Here is a 23721-nt window from a genome sequence, read left to right as displayed (position 1 = left end):
AGATTATTCCTCGGCTCCGGCGTGAGCATGCTCACTCATGTCCATACCCTGGCTCATGTCCATGCCTTCATGCGCGGTAGCGCCTTTGTGCATGTTCATGTCACCCATGAATTTGCCAATAGTTTCTTTGAACAAATTCGGTTTGACACTGGAGAAGTACTCGACCGGGTTGTTTTCACTCGGCTCTGCCAGTTTGTTAAAGTCGCTGGTGGCGTTAAGGTTATTCGACGATGCTTTCACCTTGGCAACCCACTGATCGAAGTCGCCTTCGGTTGGGGTGACAATAGCGGTGAATTTCATGCCGGAGAACCCGCGACCGCTGAAGCTGCTGGAAATACCGTCGTATTTGCCTGCTTCGTTGCCGATCAGGTGCAGTTTGGTCTGCATCCCGGCCATCGCATAAATCTGCCCACCTAACTGAGGAATAAAGAACGAGTTCATTACCGAGTTAGAGGTGATCTTGAATTCGACTGGAACATCTTTCGGGAAAGCCAATTCATTAACGGTTGCGATGCCTTGTTCCGGATAGATAAACAACCATTTCCAGTCGAGCGACACCACTTCGATCGTCATCGGCTTCTTGTCAGTGACAATCGGCTTGAACGGATCAAGTTCGTGGGTAGTCTTCCAGGTAATGGTGCCAAGGATGGCGATGATAATGATAGGAATGGTCCAGACGACCGCTTCGATCTTGTTGGAATGTGACCAGTTCGGACTGTACTTGGCGTCTTTGTTGGAAGCACGGTACTTCCAGGCAAAAGCGAACGCCATAAAGATAACCGGTATCACCACGATCAACATCAGCGCGATTGCAGTGATAATCAGTGTCCGTTGCTCAACACCAATTGCTCCTTTGGGGTTCATCAATACCATATTGCAACCACTGAGCATTACAGTAGATGCAATTAATGACATCATCCCAATACTTTTATTGTATTTCTTAAGTCTCATCTAACGACCTCAATTACAAAGGCTCTATTGTCGTTTCATGTGTGCGGGCATTTTACGGGAAGGTTGCAGTACTGTAAACATGCTTAAGGGAGTGTCAGCGCCTTGTTGACACTTTCTGTTAAGGGGGTCACAGATGTAACCTTACGTGACAATTTACCAATGGCAACAACGCGTTGGCGAGCTGAATCGTGCCGGGCAGGCTCTATGTTAAGGAAAACTAACGGTATGCTGATTTTGGCACATTAACCTGCCGTATTTTAAATACGAAGGAAAGGTTTATATAATGTAAAATAATTGTGTATTTAAAGTGACGGTAATTTTATTTCCGAGCGTTTTGCTCGGATAAAAAAATAATTTTAACGGCAATTATGTTTTTTTAAGAAAAATAAACTCATCACGTTGATGCATTTTTGCCGACCGGTGCTATGTACCGGCCGGCAATATCAGGCCAGCTTGGTGCGGCGCAGCGCCAGGTAGTCAAGCAGGCTGCCCATCGCGATGCCCACCAGGCTCAGTGCGGCGCCAGTTTGCAGCAGGAGGTCGGCCAGGTTCGGCAAGGCACTCCAGTCGAGCGCGTTGGTAATCAACAGAATCAGCCAGACCCCCAGCAGCGAGCAGCCCAAAGTCAACAGACGCAGTGCCCAGCGGTAAAGTTGACGGAACTCGGTACGTGGCATGAAGTTGTCGGTACGCTGGGTATATTCCAGCGTTTGACGGCACAGGCGCAACAGCAGCAGGCCTGGCAGGGCGGCGGCGATCGAGAATAAATAAAACAGCGGCCAGCCGTGCGCCTCAACGAACCAACCGGCAATCGGGCCAACATAGACGCGGCCGACGGCGGACAGCGCCGACAACAGGGCGAATTGGGTGGCGGAAAACGACTTGTTGCACAACGTCATCAGCAGCGCGACGAAGGCCGCAGTGCCCATGCCGCCGCACAGGTTTTCCAGGAAGATGGCGCTGCCCATCGTCATGATGTTCTTGTCGGTGACCGCCAGGATCCAGTAACCGAGATTGGACACCGCCTGGAGAATCCCGAACAGCATCAGAGCGCGAAACAGACTAAGGCGTTGCATCAGCACACCGCCAAACAGCGCGCCGACGATGGTGGCGAACAGGCCGAGAGTCTTGTTGACCAGCCCGACCTCCCCGGCGTCAAAGCCCACGCCGCGGATCAGGAACGTAGTGCTCAGGCTGCCGGCAAAGGCGTCGCCCATCTTGTACATGACTATCAGCAGCAAAATCAGCCAGGCATTGTTCCGTGCAAAGAAATCGCGCAGCGGGGCGACGACCGCCTGCTCCATGGATCGCGGTGCCGGAATGCCATCGTCCGGCTCTGGCGCCAGCAGGGTGGCGACGATACCAATCAGCATCAGCCCGGCCATCAGCCAATAGGTTGATTGCCAACCTAAATAACGATCCGCCAGCCACAGCGCCAAGCCGCCGGAAACCAGCATCGCCAGCCGGTAGCCGAGAACGGAGATCGCCGCCCCCGCGCCGCGTTCTTCGGCGTTTAGCAGGTCGGTTTTATACGCATCGAAAACAATATCCTGCGAGGCGGAACAGAACGCCACCAGCACCGCCAACGCCGCCAGCCACCACAGATGTTGCGCCGGCTGCATGAAGCCCATGGCCACAATCGACACCACCAGCAGCAACTGACTGATCAGCAGCCAGCCACGACGCCGGCCAAGGAATGGCGGGGTGTAGCGGTCCATGAAGGGAGACCACAGAAATTTGAATACATAGGCTTGACCGACCAGTGAAAAAATACCGATGGTTTTCAGATCGATGTTTTCGACGGTCATCCAGGCTTGCAACGTGCCGGAGGTCAGCGCCAGCGGCAAACCCGAGGCAAAGCCCAGCAGCAGGAGAATGGCGGAGTTACGCTGGGTGAAGATATTCAGATACTGTTTCGACATGATTTCCCTGTCTGTGCCGCCCGATGGCTCAGGCGGCACAAAGTATTCGCGGATTAACGCGCGTTCTGCTTGATGAAGTCGTTGACGCTGGTGTCTTGCGCCATATCGGCAATAACGTCGCCCAATACGGTGTTAACCGCGTTGGTGATTTTCTCGTTGGTCGCGGTGAAAGCACCCTGCACGTTATAAGTGGAGCGGTAGTTTTTCACCTGCTTGTTGCCGTTTTTCGCTTGAGCGGTGATCGAAATATCGGCCTTGGTGGTGATGTTGTAGCGCAGGTTGCCTTCGGAGACGTCCGCATACAGGTTGTTCACCACGATTTGCAGATCAACCGTGCCATCGGCGCCGATCATGTAACCGCGCGCGCCCATTTGTTTCTCCAGCACTTCTTGCAGCAGGAAGCGTAGATCGCGCGATGGCGTAAGGGTAACGAGCTGGCCGTCGCGATTCACTTTCGCCAGCGCCTGGTCCTGGCGCTGATCTGCACCGTTAATGCTGACAGTTACGCCTTGCAGCGTTGGATCCTGCTGCGGCAGTACGATCTTGGGCGTTACGTTCAGGGTGTTGCTGCTGGTAGCACAACCGGCCAGCATCAGAGCGGCCAACAGTGGAAGGCAAAGTTTTTTTAACATAGTTACTGTCTCATTCTCGATGGATTTTAAGCCGACTCAAACTGCTGATGATAGAGAGGCCGGTTTGAGTAAACTTTCTGTAATAATCAGAGCGGGATAGCCAACAACGAATTGTCGACATCATAGCATCGCCGCCGGCCGGGGGAAGTGCAGAACGCACCGGAGTGACAAATTTTTACCTGCCGTTGATAAAAACATGCTTTTTTGACCGTCTCAATCAGATAAACCTCAAGCGATAGCGGATGTTGGCGATTTTTGGCGGGCGGCGAAGAGAAATTTACGTGATGAATAGTCTAAAAGGGGCGAAACCGGCTAATATTGAAATAGATGGGCACGGTCCTCTGCCGGTGTAGTAAGGAGATCCTATGATTCGCGAGCAAATAGAAGCAAAGTTAAGGGCGGCATTTGAGCCCGCGTATCTGGAAGTCGTTGATGAAAGCTATCGTCATAACGTTCCGGCGGGTTCAGAAAGCCATTTTAAGGTGGTGTTGGTCAGCGATCGCTTTGTCGGAGAACGTTTCCTGACGCGTCACCGTTCGATTTACGGCGTGCTGTCGGATGAGTTGGCCGATGGCGTACACGCCCTGGCGTTGCATACATACACGCTGAAAGAGTGGGAAGGGCTGCAGGATACGGTGCCGGCTTCCCCCCCTTGTCGCGGGGCCGGTACGTTGGCCTGACGGGTAAATTTGCAGTATCAGTGGAACTTTAACCACGAATTAGGGTATTACTACTGACGAATTTTGGGACGGCCTGCGGGCCGTTTCTGTTTTTGACGACGACACAGCCGATGCGCAATGCAGCTAAGGCCTGGTCGGTTTCGGCAGTCTTTTGGCGATCAAATCGGCAAAAGTGTGAGTTTTAGCGCGCCGGTGCCGCCTTGCTTTCCTCGACTCGCTTCGCTTGCGCCGCTATAATGTCGCGTCTTATTTTTCCGGAATGGTTTCGGGACGCTTCAGTCATCAGGGAATTCGGTTCTGTAATGTAGCCGTCCTGGTTCTTGGAACGGAGTTGACCGAGCACTGTGATTTTTTTGAGGTAACAAGATGCAAGTTTCTGTAGAAACCACTCAAGGCCTTGGGCGCCGTCTCTCTATTACTGTACCCGCTGATACTATTAATCAGGCTGTTAAAAAAGAGCTGATCAAAGCAGCGAAAAGCGTTCGTATCGACGGTTTCCGCAAAGGCCATGTGCCGATGAACATCGTTGAGCAGCGTTATGGCGCCTCCGTTCGCCAGGACGTGCTGGGCGAAGCGATGCAACGCAGCTTTGTTGACGCGATCATCAAAGAAAAGATTAACCCGGCTGGCGCACCAAACTACGTGCCGGGCGAGTATAAAGAAGGTGAAGACTTCACTTTCGCGGTTGAATTCGAAGTGTATCCTGAAGTTGAGCTGAAAGGCCTGGATGCGATCGAAGTTGAGAAACCAGTGGTTGACGTTAACGATGCTGATGTTGACACCATGCTGGACACTCTGCGCAAGCAGCAGGCGACCTGGAAAGACAGCGATCGCGCAGCGCAGGCTGAAGACCGCGTAACCGTTGACTTCACCGGTTCTATCGACGGCGAAGTGTTCGAAGGCGGCAAAGCCTCTGACTTCGTACTGGCCATGGGCCAGGGCCGCATGATCCCAGGCTTCGAAGAAGGTCTGGTTGGTCATAAAGCCGGTGAAGAATTCGTCATCGACGTTAACTTCCCGGAAGATTACCACGCTGAAAACCTGAAGGGCAAAGCGGCTAAATTCGCTATCGTTCTGAAGAAAGTGGAAGAGCGTGAGCTGCCAGAGCTGACGGAAGAATTCATCAAGCGTTTCGGCGTGGCTGATGGTTCTATCGAAGGCCTGCGTGCTGAAGTGCGTAAAAACATGGAGCGCGAGCTGAAAGGCGCAGTGCGTAACCGTATCAAGACTCAGGCAATCGACGGCCTGGTCAGCGCTAACGACATTGACGTTCCTGCTGCGCTGATCGACGGCGAAGTTGACGTTCTGCGCCGTCAGGCTGCACAACGTTTCGGCGGCAACGAGAAGCAAGCGCTGGAACTGCCACGTGAACTGTTCGAAGAGCAGGCAAAACGTCGCGTTGTTGTTGGTCTGCTGCTGGGCGAAGTGATCAGCACTCACGATCTGAAAGCTGACGAAGATCGCGTCAAGACCCTGATCGAAGAAATGGCCTCCGCTTACGAAGATCCAAGTGAAGTTGTTGAGTTCTACAGCAAAAACAAAGAGCTGATGAACAATATGCGCAACGTTGCTCTGGAAGAACAAGCGGTTGAAGCTCTGCTGGCGAAAGCGAAAGTGACTGAGAAAGCCACTACTTTCAGCGAGCTGATGAACCAGACTCAACAGGCGTAATGTCTGTACGCAGGGGCGCAACTTGTTGCGTCCTCAGGGCCGGCATGCCGGCTCCTGCGTGATAAAAAGCCCGTAACCTTCGGTTGCGGGCTTTTCTTTTTGCCACGTTGCTGATTAATCTCAGGTTAAGCGTGCCAATATGCACTATATTTACCCTGTTGCGCTTGGGGCAGTCTGGCATTATGGTCATTATCCTTAGCTCGACGCATCGGTCAGGCCGGTAAAAATACTGTGCCGGACTTGAAATGCTGCCAATGGCCCCAATCTGTAAAATGTATATATATGTGCTGTTTGCCAGAGTGCGCGGGATGATTATAACCGTCGGGTACGTGTGGCGCGGTCGAATGCTTGAGCATAGTCATCATGACCGTTCTCAAGTAGAATCGGTGCAATAGGGTGTAACCCTGGCCGCCAAGGCAATTTCTATTAGGAGACGGTAATGTCATACAGTGGCGAACGAGATCAATTTGCACCTAACATGGCCCTGGTGCCGATGGTGGTAGAGCAGACTTCACGCGGGGAGCGTTCTTACGACATCTATTCCCGCCTGCTGAAAGAGCGCATTATTTTCCTGACCGGCCAGGTAGAAGATCACATGGCCAACCTGATTGTGGCGCAGATGCTGTTCCTGGAAGCGGAAAGCCCGGAAAAAGACATTTACCTCTACATCAACTCTCCGGGTGGCGTGATCACCGCAGGCATGTCAATCTATGACACCATGAAGTTCATCAAGCCGGACGTCAGCACCATTTGTATGGGCCAGGCGTGCTCGATGGGCTCTTTCCTGTTGACCGCCGGTGCTAAGGGCAAGCGTTTCTGCCTGCCGAACTCGCGCGTGATGATTCACCAGCCGCTGGGCGGCTATCAGGGCCAGGCGACGGATATCGAAATCCATGCGCGTGAAATCCTGAAGGTGAAGGCTCGCATGAACGAGTTGATGGCGGAACATACCGGCCAGACGCTGGAGCAGATCGAACGCGATACCGAGCGCGATCGCTTTATGACCGCGGAAGAAGCAGTAGAATACGGTCTGGTTGACGGCATTCTGACGCACCGCAGCTAGAACCACGCGGCTGGCGAGGTATATGTGCGAGCCGATAGACTATAGTAATCAGAGTGGGCGCGGCTCGCTCTGGTGAGCATTATCGGCGTTCCCGGTATGAGTTTTGGGCGCACTGCCGCCGTGATTTTCCTGCGGGAAAAAGACTAAAGAAGAGGTTTACTGATGACAGATAAGCGCAAAGACGGTTCAGGAAAGCTGCTGTATTGCTCTTTCTGCGGCAAAAGCCAGCATGAAGTGCGTAAGCTGATTGCCGGTCCGTCAGTGTATATCTGCGATGAATGTGTTGACCTGTGTAACGACATTATTCGCGAAGAGATTAAAGAAGTTTCCCCGCATCGTGAGCGTAGCGCGCTCCCGACGCCGCATGAGATTCGTCACCACCTGGATGACTATGTCATCGGTCAGGAACAGGCGAAGAAAGTGTTGGCAGTAGCGGTATATAACCACTACAAACGCCTGCGCAACGGCGATAGCAGCAACGGTATCGAGTTGGGGAAAAGCAACATTCTGCTGATTGGCCCGACCGGTAGCGGTAAAACCCTGCTGGCGGAAACGCTGGCGCGTTTCCTGGATGTGCCTTTCACCATGGCCGATGCCACCACGCTGACCGAAGCCGGTTATGTGGGTGAGGACGTGGAGAATATTATCCAGAAGCTGTTGCAGAAGTGTGACTACGACGTGCAAAAAGCGCAGCGCGGTATTGTCTATATCGATGAAATCGATAAGATTTCCCGTAAGTCAGACAACCCGTCCATTACCCGTGACGTGTCGGGCGAGGGCGTGCAGCAGGCGCTGTTGAAACTGATCGAAGGCACCATCGCCGCCGTTCCGCCGCAGGGTGGCCGCAAGCACCCGCAGCAGGAATTCCTGCAGGTTGATACCTCGAAAATCCTGTTTATCTGTGGCGGCGCCTTTGCCGGCCTGGATAAAGTGATCGGCCAGCGCGTCAATACCGGTTCCGGTATCGGCTTCGGCGCGACCGTGAAGGGCGAGTCCGAGAAAGCGACCGAAGGTGAACTGCTGCTGCAGGCCGAACCGGAAGATCTGATCAAGTTTGGCCTGATCCCTGAGTTCATCGGCCGTCTGCCTGTGGTCGCGACGCTGAGCGAACTGAGCGAAGATGCGTTGATTCAGATCCTGAAAGAGCCGAAAAATGCCCTGACCAAACAGTATCAGGCATTGTTCAATCTGGAAGGTGTGGAGTTGGAGTTCCGTGATGAAGCGCTGAACGCTATCGCCAAGAAGGCCATGACGCGTAAAACCGGTGCGCGCGGCCTGCGCTCTATCGTTGAGGGCGCGTTGCTGGACACCATGTACGACCTGCCGTCAATGGACAGCGTCGATAAAGTGGTGATCGACGAATCGGTCATCGCCGGCCAGTCCAAGCCTTTGTTGATTTACGGCAAACCGGAAGCACAGGCTTCAGGCGAATAATTAGCCAGTCAAACCAGAAAGTTAATACCAAAATGGGGGATTTTATCCCCCATTTCTTTTTCCTGCGTTCTGGCCGTTGAATGTCAGAGATTCATCCCCATATACTCATTAACCAGATTTTATGAAACGTTTGATGCTTGCGTCTCATGAGATTCCCCTCAACCTGGCGGAAACTAAACTAAGAGAGAGCTCTATGAACCCTGAGCGTTCCGAACGCATTGAAATCCCCGTCTTGCCTTTGCGCGACGTGGTGGTTTATCCGCACATGGTGATCCCGTTATTTGTTGGCCGGGAAAAATCAATTCGGTGCCTCGAAGCAGCAATGGATCATGATAAAAAGATCATGCTGGTGGCACAGAAAGAGGCCTCAACGGATGAACCTGGCATTAACGATTTGTTCTCTGTCGGCACAGTCGCGTCTATCTTGCAGATGCTGAAACTGCCGGACGGCACGGTAAAAGTGCTGGTGGAAGGTTTGCAGCGGGCACGCATTACTACGCTTTCCGATAGCGGAGAGCATTTTGCCGCCCAGGCAGAATATCTTGAATCACCGGCGATCGACGAGCGTGAACAAGAAGTCCTGGTGCGCACGGCAATCAATCAGTTTGAAGGCTACATCAAACTGAACAAGAAAATTCCACCGGAGGTGCTGACGTCATTGAACAGCATCGACGACGCTGCACGCCTGGCGGATACCATCGCCGCGCACATGCCGCTGAAACTCAGCGACAAGCAGTCGGTACTCGAGATGTTCGACATCACCGAGCGTTTGGAATACCTGATGGCGGTGATGGAATCGGAAATCGACCTGTTGCAGGTTGAGAAACGTATCCGTAACCGCGTCAAGAAACAGATGGAAAAAAGCCAGCGCGAGTACTATCTGAATGAGCAAATGAAAGCGATTCAGAAAGAACTGGGCGAGATGGACGACGCGCCGGACGAGCACGAAGCGCTGAAGCGCAAGATTGAAGCGGCGAAAATGCCGAAAGACGCGCGTGAAAAAACCGAAGCGGAGCTGCAAAAGCTGAAAATGATGTCACCGATGTCTGCGGAAGCGACGGTGGTGCGCGGTTACATCGATTGGATGCTGCAGGTACCCTGGAATGCGCGCAGCAAGGTGAAAAAGGACCTGATCAAGGCGCAGGAAGTGCTCGATATCGATCACTACGGCCTGGAGCGCGTCAAAGACCGCATTCTTGAGTATCTCGCAGTACAGAGCCGCGTCAGCAAAATCAAAGGGCCTATCCTGTGCCTGGTAGGGCCTCCGGGCGTGGGTAAAACCTCGCTTGGCCAGTCGATCGCCAAAGCGACCGGCCGCCAGTACGTGCGTATGGCGCTGGGCGGCGTGCGTGACGAAGCGGAAATCCGCGGTCACCGCCGTACCTATATCGGTTCGATGCCGGGCAAGCTGATCCAGAAAATGGCCAAGGTTGGGGTGAAAAACCCCCTGTTCCTGCTGGACGAGATCGACAAGATGTCTTCCGACATGCGCGGCGATCCAGCTTCTGCATTGCTTGAGGTGCTGGATCCGGAACAGAACGTGGCGTTTAACGATCATTATCTGGAAGTGGATTACGATCTGTCCGACGTGATGTTCGTTGCCACCTCGAACTCGATGAACATTCCTGCGCCGCTGCTGGACCGTATGGAAGTTATCCGCCTGTCTGGATACACCGAGGACGAGAAGCTCAACATCGCCAAGCAGCACCTGTTGCCGAAGCAACTTGAGCGTAACGCCCTGAAAAAAGGTGAGCTGACGGTCGACGACAGCGCCATCACCGGCATTATCCGCTATTACACCCGCGAAGCCGGGGTGCGTAGCCTGGAGCGTGAAATCTCCAAGCTGTGCCGTAAAGCGGTGAAAACGCTGCTGATGGACAAAAAGATCAAGCATATCGAGATCAACGGCGACAACCTGAAAGATTACCTGGGCGTGCAGCGCGTTGACTACGGCCGTGCGGACACCGAAAACCGCGTGGGCCAGGTCACCGGTCTGGCATGGACGGAAGTGGGCGGCGATCTGCTGACCATTGAAACCGCTTGCGTGCCGGGCAAAGGCAAGCTGACTTACACCGGTTCTTTGGGTGAAGTGATGCAGGAATCGATTCAGGCGGCGCTGACCGTGGTCCGCGCACGCGCGGACAAGCTGGGCATCAACGCTGATTTTTACGAGAAGCGTGACATCCACGTGCATGTGCCGGAAGGCGCGACGCCGAAAGATGGCCCAAGCGCCGGTATTGCCATGTGCACTGCGTTGGTTTCCTGCCTGACGGGCAACCCGGTTCGCGCCGACGTGGCGATGACCGGCGAGATCACGCTGCGTGGCCTGGTATTGCCGATTGGCGGTCTGAAAGAAAAACTGCTGGCGGCGCATCGCGGCGGTATCAAAACCGTGCTGATCCCGTATGAGAACAAGCGCGATCTGGAAGAGATCCCGGATAATGTCATCGCCGATCTGGATATTCATCCGGTGCAGCGAATTGATGAAGTTTTGAACCTTGCGTTGCAAAACCCGGCGTTCGGCGCGCTGCCGGTAGCGGCAAAATAGTGACGAATAGCAAAAACCATTGATAAAACTTATGCTGGCAAGTCATTTCGGACTTGCCAGTCTTTTTTTGTACCGCTAAGTTAGACAGCTGTCGGCCCGCGTTTTGCCACGCTTTCGGTGGCTTGCCAAGGTTCGATGGGATTGATATAACAGCTGCGCTGTCGCCACCGTAGGGATTTTTCGGTGCGACGATTGAATTCTAGAGGGGATGATAGAGTGAATAAGTCACAACTGATCGACAAAATTGCCGCAGGTGCTGATATTTCCAAAGCGGCAGCTGGACGTGCTTTAGATGCAGTAATTGCTTCTGTTACCGAATCCTTGAAGGAAGGGGATGACGTGGCCCTGGTTGGTTTCGGTTCTTTTACGGTGCGTGAGCGTTCGGCCCGTACTGGCCGCAACCCGCAAACAGGTAAAGAGATCAACATCGCGGCAGCCAAAGTTCCGGCCTTCCGTGCAGGGAAAGCGCTGAAAGACGCAGTAAACTGATCGTTTGCGTCTAACCGGTTAGCGTTACAGGGTTTTGTAATAAACAATCACCTGACGCAACGGTGCTGGTAAGGTAAGATATAAGGCGCATCAGATTGATGCGCTTTTTTTATTTTTGTCGCAGGGAACGCGCCTGCGCAAGGGTGTTTTTAATCCACATCACAGCGGAGTGTTGTCACACTATGATGGACAATTTACGCGCGGCAGCTAATCACGTCGTGCTCAAAATCATCCTGGGCCTGATCATTTTGTCATTTCTTTTGACAGGGGTGGTCAGCTATCAGGGGAGTGCCGGTGATTATGCAGCGAAGGTCAATGGCCAGGTGATCGAGCGTGCTCAGCTGGAACAGGCTTTCCAAAGCGAACGCAGCCGGATGCAGCAACAGCTGGGTGACCAGTTCTCCGCACTGGCGGGCAACGAAGGCTATATGCAGCAGATGCGCCATCAGGCACTGTCACAGTTGATCGACAACATGCTGCTGGATCAATACGCCAAAAAATTAGGCCTGAGCGTCAGCGACGATCAGGTAAAAGACGCCATCCGCAAGGCGCCTTACTTCCAGACCAACGGCCAATTCGATAATGCCAAGTATCTCGATCTGATTAGCCGCATGGGATACACCGCCGATAACTTCGCGCAGTCGATGCGCCAGCAACTGGTTAATCAGCAGGTGATCCAGGCTTTCGGTCAATCAGGCTTCGTGTTGCCATCCGAGTCCCAAGGCATGGCCGCTCTGGTGCTGCAGGAGCGCAACGTGCGTCTGGCGACCCTGGATCTGAAAGCGCTGCAGGCTAAACAGACCGTGACCGACGATGAGCTGAAAGACTACTACAGCCAAAACAAGAACAGCTTCATTGCGCCGGAACAAGTCAAAGTCAGCTATATCCCGCTGGACGCCGCCTCGATGCAAGACAAGGTGACGGTGGCAGATGCGGATATCAGCGCCTACTACGACCAGCACAAAAGCAGCTATGGCCAGCCTGAGCGCAAAAATTACAGTGTGATCCAGCTGAAAACCGAGGCGGAAGCCAATGCGGTGTTGGATGAGCTGAAAAAAGGCGGCGATTTCGCCACTCTGGCGAAAGAAAAATCCACCGACATCATCTCACGCCGCACTGGCGGTGAGCTGGGCTGGCTGGAGCCGGAAACCACCGCGGACGAACTGAAGCAGGCTAATCTGACCGAAAAAGGCCAGCTTTCCGGCGTAGTGAAGTCCTCCGTAGGTTATCTGGTGGTGCGCCTGAACGACATCGCACCGGAGAAAGTGAAGCCGTTGAGCGAAGTGCGTGACGACATCGCCAAACAGGTCAAGCAAGAGAAAGCCGTAGACGCTTATTACGCGCTGCAGCAGAAGGTGAGCGAAGCGGCCACCAGCGATAACGAGTCTCTGGCGTCAGCCGAAGAGGCCGCCGGCGTGAAAGCGGCACAAACCGAATGGTTCACACGCGACAACGTTCCGGCAGCGCTGAACTTTAAACCGGTCATCCAGTCGATTTTCGACGGTTCTCTGATTGGCGAGGGCGGCTCTCCGGGCAGCAACTCCGACGTGATCACCGTTGATGGCGACCGCGCCTTCGTGATCCGCGTGTCTGGTCACAAGCCGGAAGGCATTGAGCCGTTCGACCAGGTTAAAGATCGTGTGGCTGAGCTGGTTAAGCGCAACAAGGCTGAGCAAGAAGCCAAACTGCAGGGCGAGAAACTGCTGGTTGAGCTGAAACAGGGTAAGGGCGACGAAGCGATGAAAGCGGCCGGCCTGAGCTTTGGCAGCGTGCAGAAGATGGCGCGTGCGCCGGAAGACAGCCAACTGGTTCAGAGCGTGTTTGCGCTGCCGCATCCGCAGGAAGGCAAACCGGTTTACGGCATGTCGCAAGATCGCCAGGACAACGTGGTGCTGATTGCGCTTGATGCGGTGAACCCGGGCACCTTGCCGGCAGAAGAAATGAAAACCTTCGTCGGCAAGATGGAAGAAGGGGCGACCGGCGTGTCCTTCGACTCCCTGCTGGCCAGCCTGCGTAAAGAAGCCAAGATCAAAATGGGTGCCGCTGAGCAGCAACAGCCTCAGTAAGCCCCGCATTTTTGTGCAACGCAATGTAATAACCAAAGGCCGCTTTCGCGGCCTTTTCCATATCTGAAATCCGCCAATTGCCGTTCGTCACCCGCTGCGGCAAGGTAGCCATGCTGTTAAACACAAGGAGGATACAGCATGCAACTTGCAGAAATAAAAGCAGTTAATGGTTATGGTTTCAGCCTGAAAGCGTTGCTGACGGCGGCCCTGATTTGCCTGGCGGGGCCGTCGATGGCCGCTGTGGAAAACGCGGCGGCTGCTCAGCCGGTATTATCTGCACCGGCGGTTAAGGCGGGGCAGGGAAGTGAGGTCGCCGTCGATGACGAAGCCTCAGTCAGCATCAATCAGGCCGATGCCGAGCAACTGGCCAGTGTGTTGAAGGGGGTAGGGCTGAAGAAAGCGGAGAGCATTGTGCGCTATCGCGAACAGAACGGTCCGTTTACACAGATAGAACAACTCCAGGAAGTGCCGGGCATTGGGTCTGCACTGTTTGAAAGGAATCGCGCACGACTCAAAATGTGATGCTGTTCACGGCTGCGTGGCAAAGTGCCATTGCAGCCTTTTTCCTCTGCTACATTCTACAGGTCTTACCAGTTTGGCGTATTGACCAAACGGGTGCGGGGGCAGTACGCCGTCCCCGCTTTATTCTGTAATCACCAGGCAGGAGCGGCCGTTCCCTATGCATCATACCTTTATTAAAGTCCGTGGTTATCACCTTGATGTTTATCAACACGTTAATAATGCCCGCTATCTGGAGTTTCTGGAGGAGGCGCGCTGGGATTGGCTGGAGAATCATGAAGGCTTCCGTTGGATGACGGAAAACGACATCGCCTTTATCGTGGTGAACATCAATATCAATTACCGCACTCCGGCGGTGTTGGGGGACAAACTGCGCATCGACAGCCAGATGGTGCAGCTTAACGGCAAAAGCGGTGTGCTAAGCCAGAAGGTGACGCAGGATGCAACGGGCACGCTGGTTGCGGATGCGCTACTGACCTTCGTCTGCGTCGATCTGAAAACCCAGAAGGCGTTGCCGATTGAGGGGCAACTGCGCGAACATCTGCAGGTGCTCACGCAGTCGGAGAATCGGTAAAGCAACGAGCGGCAATCTTTGCCGCCGTTATTTCCGTCATGCTTCAAGCGGCATTCTTGTTGGCTACCCGAGTCACTTACTTGAGTAAGCTCATCGGGATGCGTTTGCTTGCCGCGTCGATGCCACTCGAATTATTTCGGGTAGGTACACTCAGGCCAGGCCGGTCTTCTGTTTCAGACTCGCCATCACTTCGGCTTTGTTGATTTGATATTGCTTCAGGCCGTTGGCGCGCAGGTGGCAGGCTGCACATTCGCCACAGCCATCGCCCTGAATACCGTTGTAGCAGGTCAGGGTATCCTGACGTACCCGATCCAACTGCTGATAGTAATCCGCCAGCGCCCAGGTCTCTGCCTTATTCAGCCACATCAGCGGCGTTTCGAAGCGAATATCGCGGGCGATACCGAGCACCACTGCGTGATTCAGCGCTTTGACAAACTCGTCGCGGCAATCCGGGTAACCGGAAAAGTCGGTTTCACAAACGCCGGTGATCACCGCTTCGGCTTCCACCTGGTATGCATAGATAGCGGCCAGCGTCAGGAACAGGATATTACGGCCCGGTACGAAAGTGCTTGGCAGCCCGCCTTCCTGCTCGTTGTTATAGGCAGGTACCGGAATGCTGTCACGGGTCAGGCTACTGATAGCCAGTTCGTTGAGTAACCCTACGTCCAGCACCTTATGCGCTTTGGCGCCAAGCGCGACCGACAGCGCCTGAGCGACTTCGATTTCGGCACGGTGACGCTGGCCGTAATCGAACGTGATGCAATGCACTTCATCGTACTGCTGCAATGCCTGAATCAAGCAGGTCGTGGAATCTTGTCCACCGCTGAAAACGACAACCGCGCGTTTCATAAAATCACCTTGTTTTATGGCTGAAACCGGGCCGAGGCACCCTCGGGCGACCGGATAAAAAATGCGTGCGGCAACTAGGGTAGCAGAAATGGCTGCATGTCGTAGCCGCCGCTTCCATTTATCACTGAGGGGGCTGTGGTTGATTCTCCACCGGTGGTGGCAGCCAGGCCTGGCAGAAATCAAACCAGCCATAGGCGGTCAGGGTAACGCCATGAATGCGCGGTGGTGCGCTGATTTGATATTGGTAGTGAAACAGCGGGGTGATGATCGCCGCGGCCATCAACTGCTGATAGTAAGTTTTCAATTGCTCAAAACGCGGTTGCTGCGCGGGAAATTGCTGGATCCACTGCAACGTTTGTTGCTGATGTTGCCAGCGTGAGTCAGGCAAAATGCCACGCCACAGCGTATCTTGCCGCAACCAGCTTTCCAGCGTGGCTTCTGGCGACTCGCCAATCAGGTTATCCGCCAGCAGGAGATCGGCCTGTTCGATTTGCTCCGCGCTTTGCCAGCGTTTGCCCGCATAGTAACGCACCTCCAGCTCACAGCCATGGCGCGCCAATAATTGTTGCAGCGCCACCGTGACCGTCTCCAGCTCAACCGGCGGCCGGTACAACAGCGTCAGCCTGGCGGGCAGGGCAATATCCTCGCAGGCCAGATGTTGCGGGATCGCCCAGCCAGGCAGCATCTCGTGGCTGGGGGTGATGACGCTGTTGGGGACCGGCAGATTGGCCAGCAGGCCGGATTGCTGGATTAGCATCAGCAGTTTTTGCCCCTGCGCCTCACTGATCACGCCATGCTTCAGGTTAATCGCCAGATAGCACCAGCCCAGGCTCATGCTGCGTTGCACCGGCCGGGCCAGCGCCAGCTCTTCCTGAGGGCCGATGGTAATGCGCACCGGGTGCTGGCAACTGGTGTAAGCGCCGCCGGCATGCAGTTCCGGGGTGATCCAATACTCGATGCTTTCCAGATAAGGATGCTGCAAATGGTAAAACGGATGCTGCTCCAGGCGCACCAGATGCGGCTCATTTAGCGTGAGCTTAAAGGGGCCGGCGCCAATGCCCGGCGAGTCCGGGTGGGTCAGCAGACAGGGCAACTCTGCCAGCCGGTGCGCCAGCCAAAAGTCCGGGCGCAGCAGATCAAACTGGATGCACAAGGCATGCGGCAGGCTGATGGCGGCAACGCCGGCCAGGCTTGGCTGGCTGCGCGGATGCTGGAGTAATTTCTCCAACGTTTGCAGCAGCTGTTGCCCGGTCAGCGGTTCGCCGTTATGCCAGCGCAACTGGCTGCGCAGAAAAAACTGCCAGCACAGCCCGTCGTCACTGATTTGCCAGTGATGGGCCAGATCCGGTTGTGGCTCGGGGTTGCCGGTCATAAAGCGCGTCAATCCGGCGTGCAGGGTGGCGACCAGATGTTGCTCGGCACGGCCGGTGAGGGTCAGCGGATCCAGGGTTTCCAGCGTACGGTAGTAGGGGATACGCAGCGTCGGGCTGCCCGCCTGCCATTGGCCGCCGAGGTGTGGGCTGAGCAACTCTTGCAGATGTTGCGGATCCAACTGCGCCATTTCCAATGCGCCCTGATGATCGCCATTTTGCAACAATCTTTGCAGATGAGCGGCCCGCAGTTCATCCGGGGTTTTCAGGCAGTGAAGACGAGCGCGTTTGCCGCGCCCGGCCTGTGAATGCCAGCTCAGCCAGCCTTGATCCTGCAACTGCTGCACCAGCGTGCGGGCATGGCGTTCGCTGCAATAGAACAGCGCCGCCAGCTCGCCGATGGTGATCGCCACCGGCGCGCCGCCGATCTGCTGGTACAGGCGTTGATATTGGCTGAGACGGTGGGTCAGGCGCATGATAGAAATCCGGAAGGGTTTTGCAGAATTGTTCACTATTACTTCCGCAAATACCATCCCATACTGCAGTGATTGTAATCGCGTTCACATTCACGAGGTCTTTATGTATCGTCTGGCGGCTTTTGATATGGATGGCACTTTGCTGACGCCGGATCACCGGGTCGGATCGGAAACCCTGGCGGTGCTGAAGCAACTGGTTGAACGAGACATGATCGTGACCTTCGCCACCGGGCGCCACTACCTTGATGCTCAGCCGATCATGGCGCAACTCGGCCTGCAGGGCTATCTGATTACCGGCAACGGCACCCGGGTTTACGACAATCGGGGGCAGCAACTGCACGCCACCGATTTGCCTGCCGATATTGCCGAAGAGGTGCTGCATACCCACTGGCGTACCGAGGCCAGCATGCACGTTTTTCGTGATGAAGGCTGGATAACGGAATTTGCGGTACCGGACGAGATGCTAAGGGCACATCACCTGAGCGGTTTTCGTTTCCAACTGGCGGAACTGCGCCGGCTGCCGGCGTTCGGCAACAGTAAAGTGTGTTTTATCGCGCCGCACGAGGTGTTACTGGCGTTACAGCTGCAACTGCAGGCGCATCTGGGCGATAGGGCCGATCTCTGTTTTTCCGCTTACGAGTGCCTGGAAGTGCTGCCGCTCGGCTGCAACAAGGGCACTGCGTTGGATATGTTGAGCCGCCACCTGGGGATAACGATGGCGGATTGCATGGCGTTTGGCGATGCGATGAACGACAAGGAGATGCTGGCGACGGTGGGGCACGGCGTGGTGATGGGCAATGCCTTGCCGCAGTTGAAGTCGCTGCTGCCCCGGCTACCGGTTATCGGCCACTGCGAACAGCAGGCGGTGGCTCACTATTTGCAACATTGGCTGCGTTCACCTTACCTCACCTATTCCCCCGAATTATGAGGTTTTACTTTTACAGCCGGCCGGGTATGACTTACCCGGCTTTTTTTGTTCTCGATGCTTACAAATCTTCCAGTTGCGCCAGCCAGGGCGTCAGGTCACCAATATTGTTGCTCACCCATTCCGGGTTGTAATAAGTGTCCAGATAGCGTTCGCCGCTGTCGCACAATAGGGTAACGATCGAGCCCTGCTCAGCCTTTTCACGCATTTGTTTCGCCAATTGCAGCGCGCCCCAAACGTTGGTGCCGGTGGATGCCCCCACTTTGCGCCCCAACACTTTTTCCAGCCAGTGGATGGTGGCGACACTGGCCGCATCCGGTACGCGCAGCATAGCGTCGACTACCGACGGAATAAATGAAGGCTCGGCGCGTGGGCGGCCAATGCCTTCGATCCGGCTGCCGCAACTGCCGATAATGGTGCGGTCGCGCTGGTGGAAACAATCGTAGAACACCGAGTTTTCCGGATCGACCACCGTCAGGCGCGTGTCGTGCCCTTGATAGCGAATATAGCGCCCCAGAGTTGCAGAGGTGCCGCCGGTACCGGCGCTCATCACAATATGTTTGGGTACCGGGAAGGGCTCGCGCGCCATCTGGCGGAAGATGCTGTCGGCGATGTTGTTGTTACCGCGCCAGTCTGTCGCACGCTCGGCGTAGGTAAACTGATCCATATAGTGGCCGTTCAGCTCTTTTGCCAACTGTTCGGAGACGGCGTAAATTTGCGCCGCATGGTCGACAAAGTGGCAACGGCCGCCGTAGAAGGCGATTTGCTCAACTTTGCGGCGTGCGGTGCAGGACGGCATCACGGCGATAAACGGCAAACCAATCAGCCGGGCGAAGTAGGCTTCGGATACCGCGGTACTGCCGGAAGAGGCTTCGATAATCGTGGTGTTTTCGGTGATCCAACCGTTGCACAAACCGTACAGGAACAGCGAACGGGCCAACCGGTGCTTCAGGCTGCCGGTCGGGTGGGTGCTTTCATCTTTCAGGTACAGGCAGATACCGGGAAATTCAGGCAGGTTCAGGCGGATCAGGTGCGTGTCGGCGGAGCGTTGGAAATCCGCTTCTATTTCACCGATCGCATATTTTACCCAAGAATTTGTCATCGTCTGGCCTCAGAATAGGGGGCTTGTTTACCGCGTAGCATAGCCTGTCGCCGGGAAAAAAGGATTGCCATTTTCCCTGTTTAATCGCCTAATAGGAGAAAATTTTTCTCCTGGTTGGCGATATGTTAGATAAAACAGACCGTAAATTACTGTGCATGCTGCAACAGGACTGCACGCAGTCGCTGCAGGCGCTGGCCGACGCGGTCAATCTGACGTCGACGCCCTGCTGGAAAAGGCTGAAGCGGCTGGAAGATGAAGGCTACATCCGTGGGCGCGTCGCGCTGCTGGATAACGAAAAGCTGGGCCTGGGGCTGACGGCGTTTGTGCTGATCAAAACCCAGCAGCACAGCAGCGAGTGGTATCAGAAGTTCGTGCAACTGACCCAACAGATGCCAGAGGTGCTGGCGTTCTATCGCATGGCGGGCGAGTACGATTACCTGATGCAGGTGGAAGTGGCGGACATGAAGAGTTACGACAGCTTTTACAAGCGCCTGGTGAACGGCGTGCCGGGGTTGATCGACGTCACTTCCAGCTTCGCGATGGAAAAAATCAAATACACCACCGCACTGCCGGTTCCCGAGTGAAATGTTCACCAAACTGGCAAGTTAAGGGTGGTATTCTACTCTGCTGAGTCAGAGCGAGAGTAAAATCGACTACATTATCCTGGAATAAAACTGCGTGAGATTATTTGCTCAAATCGGCTGGTATTTCCGCCGCGAGTGGCGCCGCTACCTGGGGGCGGTGGTGCTGCTGATCGTCATCGCCATACTGCAACTGTTGCCGCCCAAGCTGGTGGGCATCATTGTCGACGGTATCACCGAAAAACAGATGTCTGCCGGCGTGTTGATGGCCTGGCTGGGGCTGATGCTCGGCACCGCCGTGATTGTTTACCTGCTGCGCTACGTGTGGCGGGTGCTGCTGTTTGGTGCCTCCTACCAACTCGCCGTTGAACTGCGCGAGAATTTTTATCGCCAGCTCAGCAGGCAGAATCCGGCCTTTTATCTGCGTCACCGCACCGGTGATCTGATGGCGCGCGCCACCAATGATGTGGATCGGGTGGTTTTCGCCGCCGGTGAAGGGGTGCTGACGCTGGTGGATTCACTGGTGATGGGGTTGGCGGTGCTGGTGGTGATGAGTACCCAAATCAGCTGGCAACTGACTCTGCTGTCGCTGATCCCGATGCCGATCATGGCGATTGTGATTAAGTATTATGGCGATCAGTTGCATCAGCGCTTTAAATCGGCGCAGGCAGCCTTTTCCAGCCTGAACGATCAGGCTCAGGAAAGCATGACCAGCATTCGTATGATCAAGGCGTTCGGCCTGGAAGATCATCAGTCCAACCAGTTTGCGGAAGTCGCCGCGCAAACCGGCGCCAAAAATATGCACGTGGCGCGAATAGACGCCCGTTTTGATCCGACGATTTATATCGCCATCGGCGCTTCCAATCTGCTGGCGATCGGCGGCGGCAGTTGGATGGTGGTAAACGGTTCGCTGACGCTTGGCCAATTGACCAGCTTCGTGATGTACCTTGGCCTGATGATTTGGCCGATGCTGGCGCTGGCCTGGATGTTCAACATCGTGGAGCGCGGCAGCGCGGCCTATGGCCGTATTCGCAGCCTGCTGGAAGAAGCGCCGGCGGTGACCGACGGCGAGAGCCTGTTGCCGGCCGGGCGCGGCAACCTGGAGGTCGACATCCGGGCATTCCATTACCCGGGAAATTCGCACGCGGCTCTGCATAACGTGGCGCTGAAGCTGGCGCCGGGGCAGATGCTCGGCCTGTGCGGGCCAACCGGTGCCGGGAAGTCGACGCTGTTGTCGTTGATCCAGCGTCAGTTCGACATTGACGAGGGCCAAATTAGCTATCAGGGGATGCCGCTGACCCAGGTGAAACTTGACGATTGGCGCTCGAGGCTGTCCGTGGTCAGCCAGACGCCGTTCCTGTTTTCGGACAGCGTTGCCAACAATATTGCACTGGGCAAGCCGGGAGCGACGCAGGAGCAGATTGAGCGCGCAGCCCGTCTGGCCAGCGTGCACGAGGATATCTTGCGGCTGCCGCAGGGCTATGAAACCGAAGTGGGCGAGCGCGGCGTAATGCTCTCCGGTGGGCAGAAACAGCGTATTTCCATTGCACGTGCCCTGTTGCTGGATGCGGAGATCCTGATCCTCGACGACGCGCTCTCGGCGGTGGATGGCCGTACTGAACATCAGATCTTGCACAATTTACGCAGCTGGGGGCAGAACCGTACGGTGATTATCAGCGCGCACCGGCTTTCGGCGTTGACCGAAGCCAGCGAGATCCTGGTGATACAGCACGGCGGCGTGGCGCAGCGCGGCCAGCATGCGTCGCTGGCAACTCAGCCCGGCTGGTATCGCGATATGTATCGCTATCAGCAACTGGAGGCGGCGCTGGATGAAGCTCCGCAAGCCGGCGAGGAGATGTTAACCGATGAATAAAATGCAAAAGCTGTGGCCGACGCTGAAACGGCTGCTGGCTTATGGTTCGCCCTACCGCAAACCGCTGGGGCTGGCGGTGTTGATGCTGTGGGTAGCGGCAGCGGCGGAAGTCGCCGGGCCGATTCTGGTCAGTTACTTTATCGATAATTACGTCGCCAAAGGGCAATTGCCGTTAATGATCGTCTGCGGGCTGGCGGCGGCCTACATTCTGCTGGAGCTGTTGGCGGCGGCGCTGCACTATTTCCAGGCGCTGCTGTTCAATCAGGCCGCGGTGGGGGTGGTTCAACGTCTGCGCACCGATGTGATGGACGCGGCACTGCGTCAGCCGCTCAGCGCCTTCGATACGCAACCGGTCGGGCAGTTAATCTCGCGGGTGACCAATGACACCGAAGTGATTAAAGATCTGTACGTAATGGTGGTTTCCACCGTGCTGAAAAGCGCCGCGTTGATTGGCGCCATGCTGGTGGCGATGTTTAGCCTCGACTGGCGCATGGCGCTGGTGGCGATTTGCATCTTCCCGGCGGTATTTGTGGTGATGGGCATTTATCAGTACTACAGCACGCCGGTCGTACGCCGGATGCGCGGCTATCTGGCGGACATCAACGACGGTTTTAATGAAGTGATCAACGGCATGGGCGTGATCCAGCAGTTCCGTCAGCAGATCCGCTTTGGCGAACGCATGAGCGCAGCCAGTCGGTCACACTATTCCGCGCGTATGCAGACGCTGCGCCTGGACGGTTTTCTGCTGCGGCCGCTGCTCAGCCTGTTTTCGGCGCTGGTGCTGTGCGGCCTGCTGATGCTGTTTGGTTTCAGCGGCGAAGGGTCGATAGGCGTCGGCGTGCTGTATGCCTTTATCAACTACCTGGGGCGCCTGAATGAGCCGCTAATCGAACTAACGTCGCAACAGTCGATCCTGCAACAGGCGGTGGTGGCCGGCGAGCGCATTTTCGAGTTGATGGACCGCAGTCAGCAAAGCTACGGGACGGACGATCGCCCGCTGGAAAGCGGCCGCATCGACATCGACAACCTGAGCTTTGCTTACCGTGAAGATAAAAAGGTGCTGCAACATATTTCGCTGTCGGTGCCTTCGCGCGGTTTCGTGGCGCTGGTTGGCCATACCGGCAGCGGCAAGAGCACCTTGGCTAATTTGCTGATGGGTTATTACCCGGTCAACGAAGGTGAAGTGTGCCTTGACGGTCGTCCGCTGTCCAACCTGTCGCACCGCACGCTGCGCCAGGGCGTGGCAATGGTGCAGCAAGATCCGGTGGTGATCGCCGAATCGGTGCTGGCCAACGTGACTCTGGGGCGCAACATCAGCGAAGAGACGGTCTGGCAGGCGCTGGAAACGGTGCAGTTGGCTGAGCTGGTACGGACCTTCCCGCAGGGCATCCATACCCGTCTGGGCGAGCAGGGCAACAATCTGTCGGTGGGCCAGAAACAGCTGTTGGCAATGGCCAGAGTGTTGGTGCAGGCGCCGCAGATCCTGATCCTGGACGAGGCGACCGCCAACATTGACTCCGGAACCGAGCAGGCGATCCAGCGCGCTCTGCGTTTGATCCGTGAGCACACCACGTTGGTGGTGATCGCTCACCGTCTGTCGACCATTGTCGATGCCGACTCGATTCTGGTGTTGCACCGTGGTCAGGCAGTCGAACAGGGCAATCATCAGCAACTGCTGGCGCAACAGGGGCGTTACTACCAGATGTATCAACTGCAACTGGTGGGCGAGCAGCTGGCCGCTGCCAGCCGCGAAGAAACGCAAACCGCATGATCCCAGGGGCCGGTCATCAAAACCGGCCCTTTCTTTTTCCCGCCACGCACCACAAACAGGCATCCATCCTTTTCAAATCCCTTGCCCTGCACTTTTTCGACGCGTCATGCACCAAATTAGTGCGCAATATTTAATCAATCACCCTCGCAGGAACCGGTTGCCGGGTAGCCTCGGTACGCCGCATCGCCAGCCCGTCGGTTAATTTGCTGAATTCGCGCACAAAAC

General features: G+C 55.5%; 19 protein-coding genes. 13 read left to right on the top strand and 6 right to left on the bottom strand.

All coding sequences use genetic code 11. The annotated features are described in order from the left end of the window. Nucleotides 1-3: 3 nt before the first annotated feature. From cyoA to ACUTQW_RS18335, 3 genes are all read right to left on the bottom strand, one after another. Nucleotides 4-951 (bottom strand): cytochrome o ubiquinol oxidase subunit II, encoded by a 948-nt coding sequence (cyoA, locus tag ACUTQW_RS18345; protein ID WP_004949290.1) that lies wholly within the window; start codon nt 949-951, stop codon nt 4-6. A 443-nt stretch (nt 952-1394) separates the two neighbouring features. Beyond that, complete coding sequence (ampG, locus tag ACUTQW_RS18340; RefSeq protein WP_064798672.1) at nt 1395-2873, bottom strand: muropeptide MFS transporter AmpG; 1479 nt, start codon at nt 2871-2873, stop codon at nt 1395-1397. 53 nt (nt 2874-2926) lie between these two features. Further along, nucleotides 2927-3505 carry a lipoprotein gene (locus ACUTQW_RS18335; RefSeq protein ID WP_064798673.1) on the bottom strand — a complete coding sequence of 193 codons (579 nt, stop codon included), beginning with the start codon at nt 3503-3505 and terminating at the stop codon, nt 2927-2929. 365 nt (nt 3506-3870) lie between these two features. Between ACUTQW_RS18335 and bolA the strand changes: the two genes are divergently transcribed. The 9 genes from bolA (at nt 3871) to ACUTQW_RS18290 (ending at nt 14549) form a co-directional block, all read left to right on the top strand. Next, entirely contained in the window at nt 3871-4185 is a 315-nt protein-coding gene (bolA, locus tag ACUTQW_RS18330) for a transcriptional regulator BolA (RefSeq protein WP_004949296.1), read from the top strand. A gap of 366 nt (nt 4186-4551) precedes the next feature. Next, complete coding sequence (gene tig / locus ACUTQW_RS18325; RefSeq protein ID WP_004949299.1) at nt 4552-5856, top strand: trigger factor; 1305 nt, start codon at nt 4552-4554, stop codon at nt 5854-5856. Nucleotides 5857-6295: 439 nt separating this feature from the next. Next, nucleotides 6296-6919 (top strand): ATP-dependent Clp endopeptidase proteolytic subunit ClpP, encoded by a 624-nt coding sequence (gene clpP / locus ACUTQW_RS18320; protein ID WP_004949301.1) that lies wholly within the window; start codon nt 6296-6298, stop codon nt 6917-6919. 162 nt (nt 6920-7081) lie between these two features. Next, entirely contained in the window at nt 7082-8353 is a 1272-nt protein-coding gene (gene clpX, locus ACUTQW_RS18315) for an ATP-dependent protease ATP-binding subunit ClpX (RefSeq protein WP_004949303.1), read from the top strand. A 193-nt stretch (nt 8354-8546) separates the two neighbouring features. After that, complete coding sequence (gene lon, locus ACUTQW_RS18310; protein ID WP_445654930.1) at nt 8547-10901, top strand: endopeptidase La; 2355 nt, start codon at nt 8547-8549, stop codon at nt 10899-10901. A gap of 216 nt (nt 10902-11117) precedes the next feature. Next, complete coding sequence (gene hupB / locus ACUTQW_RS18305) at nt 11118-11390, top strand: nucleoid-associated protein HU-beta (protein ID WP_006323936.1); 273 nt, start codon at nt 11118-11120, stop codon at nt 11388-11390. A gap of 182 nt (nt 11391-11572) precedes the next feature. After that, nucleotides 11573-13456, top strand: coding sequence for a peptidylprolyl isomerase (ppiD, locus tag ACUTQW_RS18300; RefSeq protein WP_004949311.1), 1884 nt, complete (start codon nt 11573-11575; stop codon nt 13454-13456). 138 nt (nt 13457-13594) lie between these two features. Continuing rightward, nucleotides 13595-13978: a ComEA family DNA-binding protein gene (locus ACUTQW_RS18295; protein WP_004949313.1), complete on the top strand. Its 384-nt coding sequence runs from the start codon at nt 13595-13597 to the stop codon at nt 13976-13978. A 157-nt stretch (nt 13979-14135) separates the two neighbouring features. Beyond that, a complete protein-coding gene (locus ACUTQW_RS18290) occupies nt 14136-14549 on the top strand; it encodes a YbgC/FadM family acyl-CoA thioesterase (protein ID WP_004949315.1) in 414 nt (137 codons plus the stop codon). 150 nt (nt 14550-14699) lie between these two features. Here ACUTQW_RS18290 and queC read toward each other — a convergent pair whose 3' ends face one another. Both queC and ACUTQW_RS18280 read right to left on the bottom strand, forming a co-directional pair. Then, on the bottom strand, nt 14700-15398 hold the full coding sequence (queC, locus tag ACUTQW_RS18285; RefSeq protein ID WP_004949317.1) for a 7-cyano-7-deazaguanine synthase QueC: 699 nt from the start codon (nt 15396-15398) through the stop codon (nt 14700-14702). Nucleotides 15399-15519: 121 nt separating this feature from the next. Next, the gene (locus ACUTQW_RS18280; protein WP_445654929.1) at nt 15520-17244 is read right to left on the bottom strand and encodes an SgrR family transcriptional regulator; all 1725 of its coding nucleotides are present in this window, start codon (nt 17242-17244) and stop codon (nt 15520-15522) included. A 103-nt stretch (nt 17245-17347) separates the two neighbouring features. On the opposite strand from ACUTQW_RS18280, the gene cof reads away from it, so the two are divergent. Further along, nucleotides 17348-18172 (top strand): HMP-PP phosphatase, encoded by an 825-nt coding sequence (gene cof, locus ACUTQW_RS18275; protein WP_006323941.1) that lies wholly within the window; start codon nt 17348-17350, stop codon nt 18170-18172. A gap of 58 nt (nt 18173-18230) precedes the next feature. On the opposite strand, the gene ACUTQW_RS18270 is transcribed toward cof, so the two are convergent. Beyond that, nucleotides 18231-19271 carry a PLP-dependent cysteine synthase family protein gene (locus ACUTQW_RS18270; RefSeq protein WP_004949327.1) on the bottom strand — a complete coding sequence of 347 codons (1041 nt, stop codon included), beginning with the start codon at nt 19269-19271 and terminating at the stop codon, nt 18231-18233. A gap of 122 nt (nt 19272-19393) precedes the next feature. Between ACUTQW_RS18270 and ACUTQW_RS18265 the strand changes: the two genes are divergently transcribed. The 3 genes from ACUTQW_RS18265 (at nt 19394) to ACUTQW_RS18255 (ending at nt 23496) form a co-directional block, all read left to right on the top strand. After that, a complete protein-coding gene (locus ACUTQW_RS18265; protein WP_004949329.1) occupies nt 19394-19855 on the top strand; it encodes an Lrp/AsnC family transcriptional regulator in 462 nt (153 codons plus the stop codon). Nucleotides 19856-19949: 94 nt separating this feature from the next. Further along, a complete protein-coding gene (locus ACUTQW_RS18260; RefSeq protein ID WP_006323942.1) occupies nt 19950-21725 on the top strand; it encodes a SmdA family multidrug ABC transporter permease/ATP-binding protein in 1776 nt (591 codons plus the stop codon). Continuing rightward, the gene (locus ACUTQW_RS18255) at nt 21718-23496 is read left to right on the top strand and encodes a SmdB family multidrug efflux ABC transporter permease/ATP-binding protein (protein WP_006323943.1); all 1779 of its coding nucleotides are present in this window, start codon (nt 21718-21720) and stop codon (nt 23494-23496) included. Before ACUTQW_RS18260 ends, ACUTQW_RS18255 begins: the two co-directional genes overlap by 8 nt. Nucleotides 23497-23721 lie beyond the last annotated feature (225 nt).

The sequence above is a fragment of the Serratia sp. TSA_7 genome, from assembly GCF_052692135.1.
The sequence above is the reverse complement of the archived record's forward strand: the minus strand, read 5'-3'. Positions and strand labels throughout refer to the sequence as shown.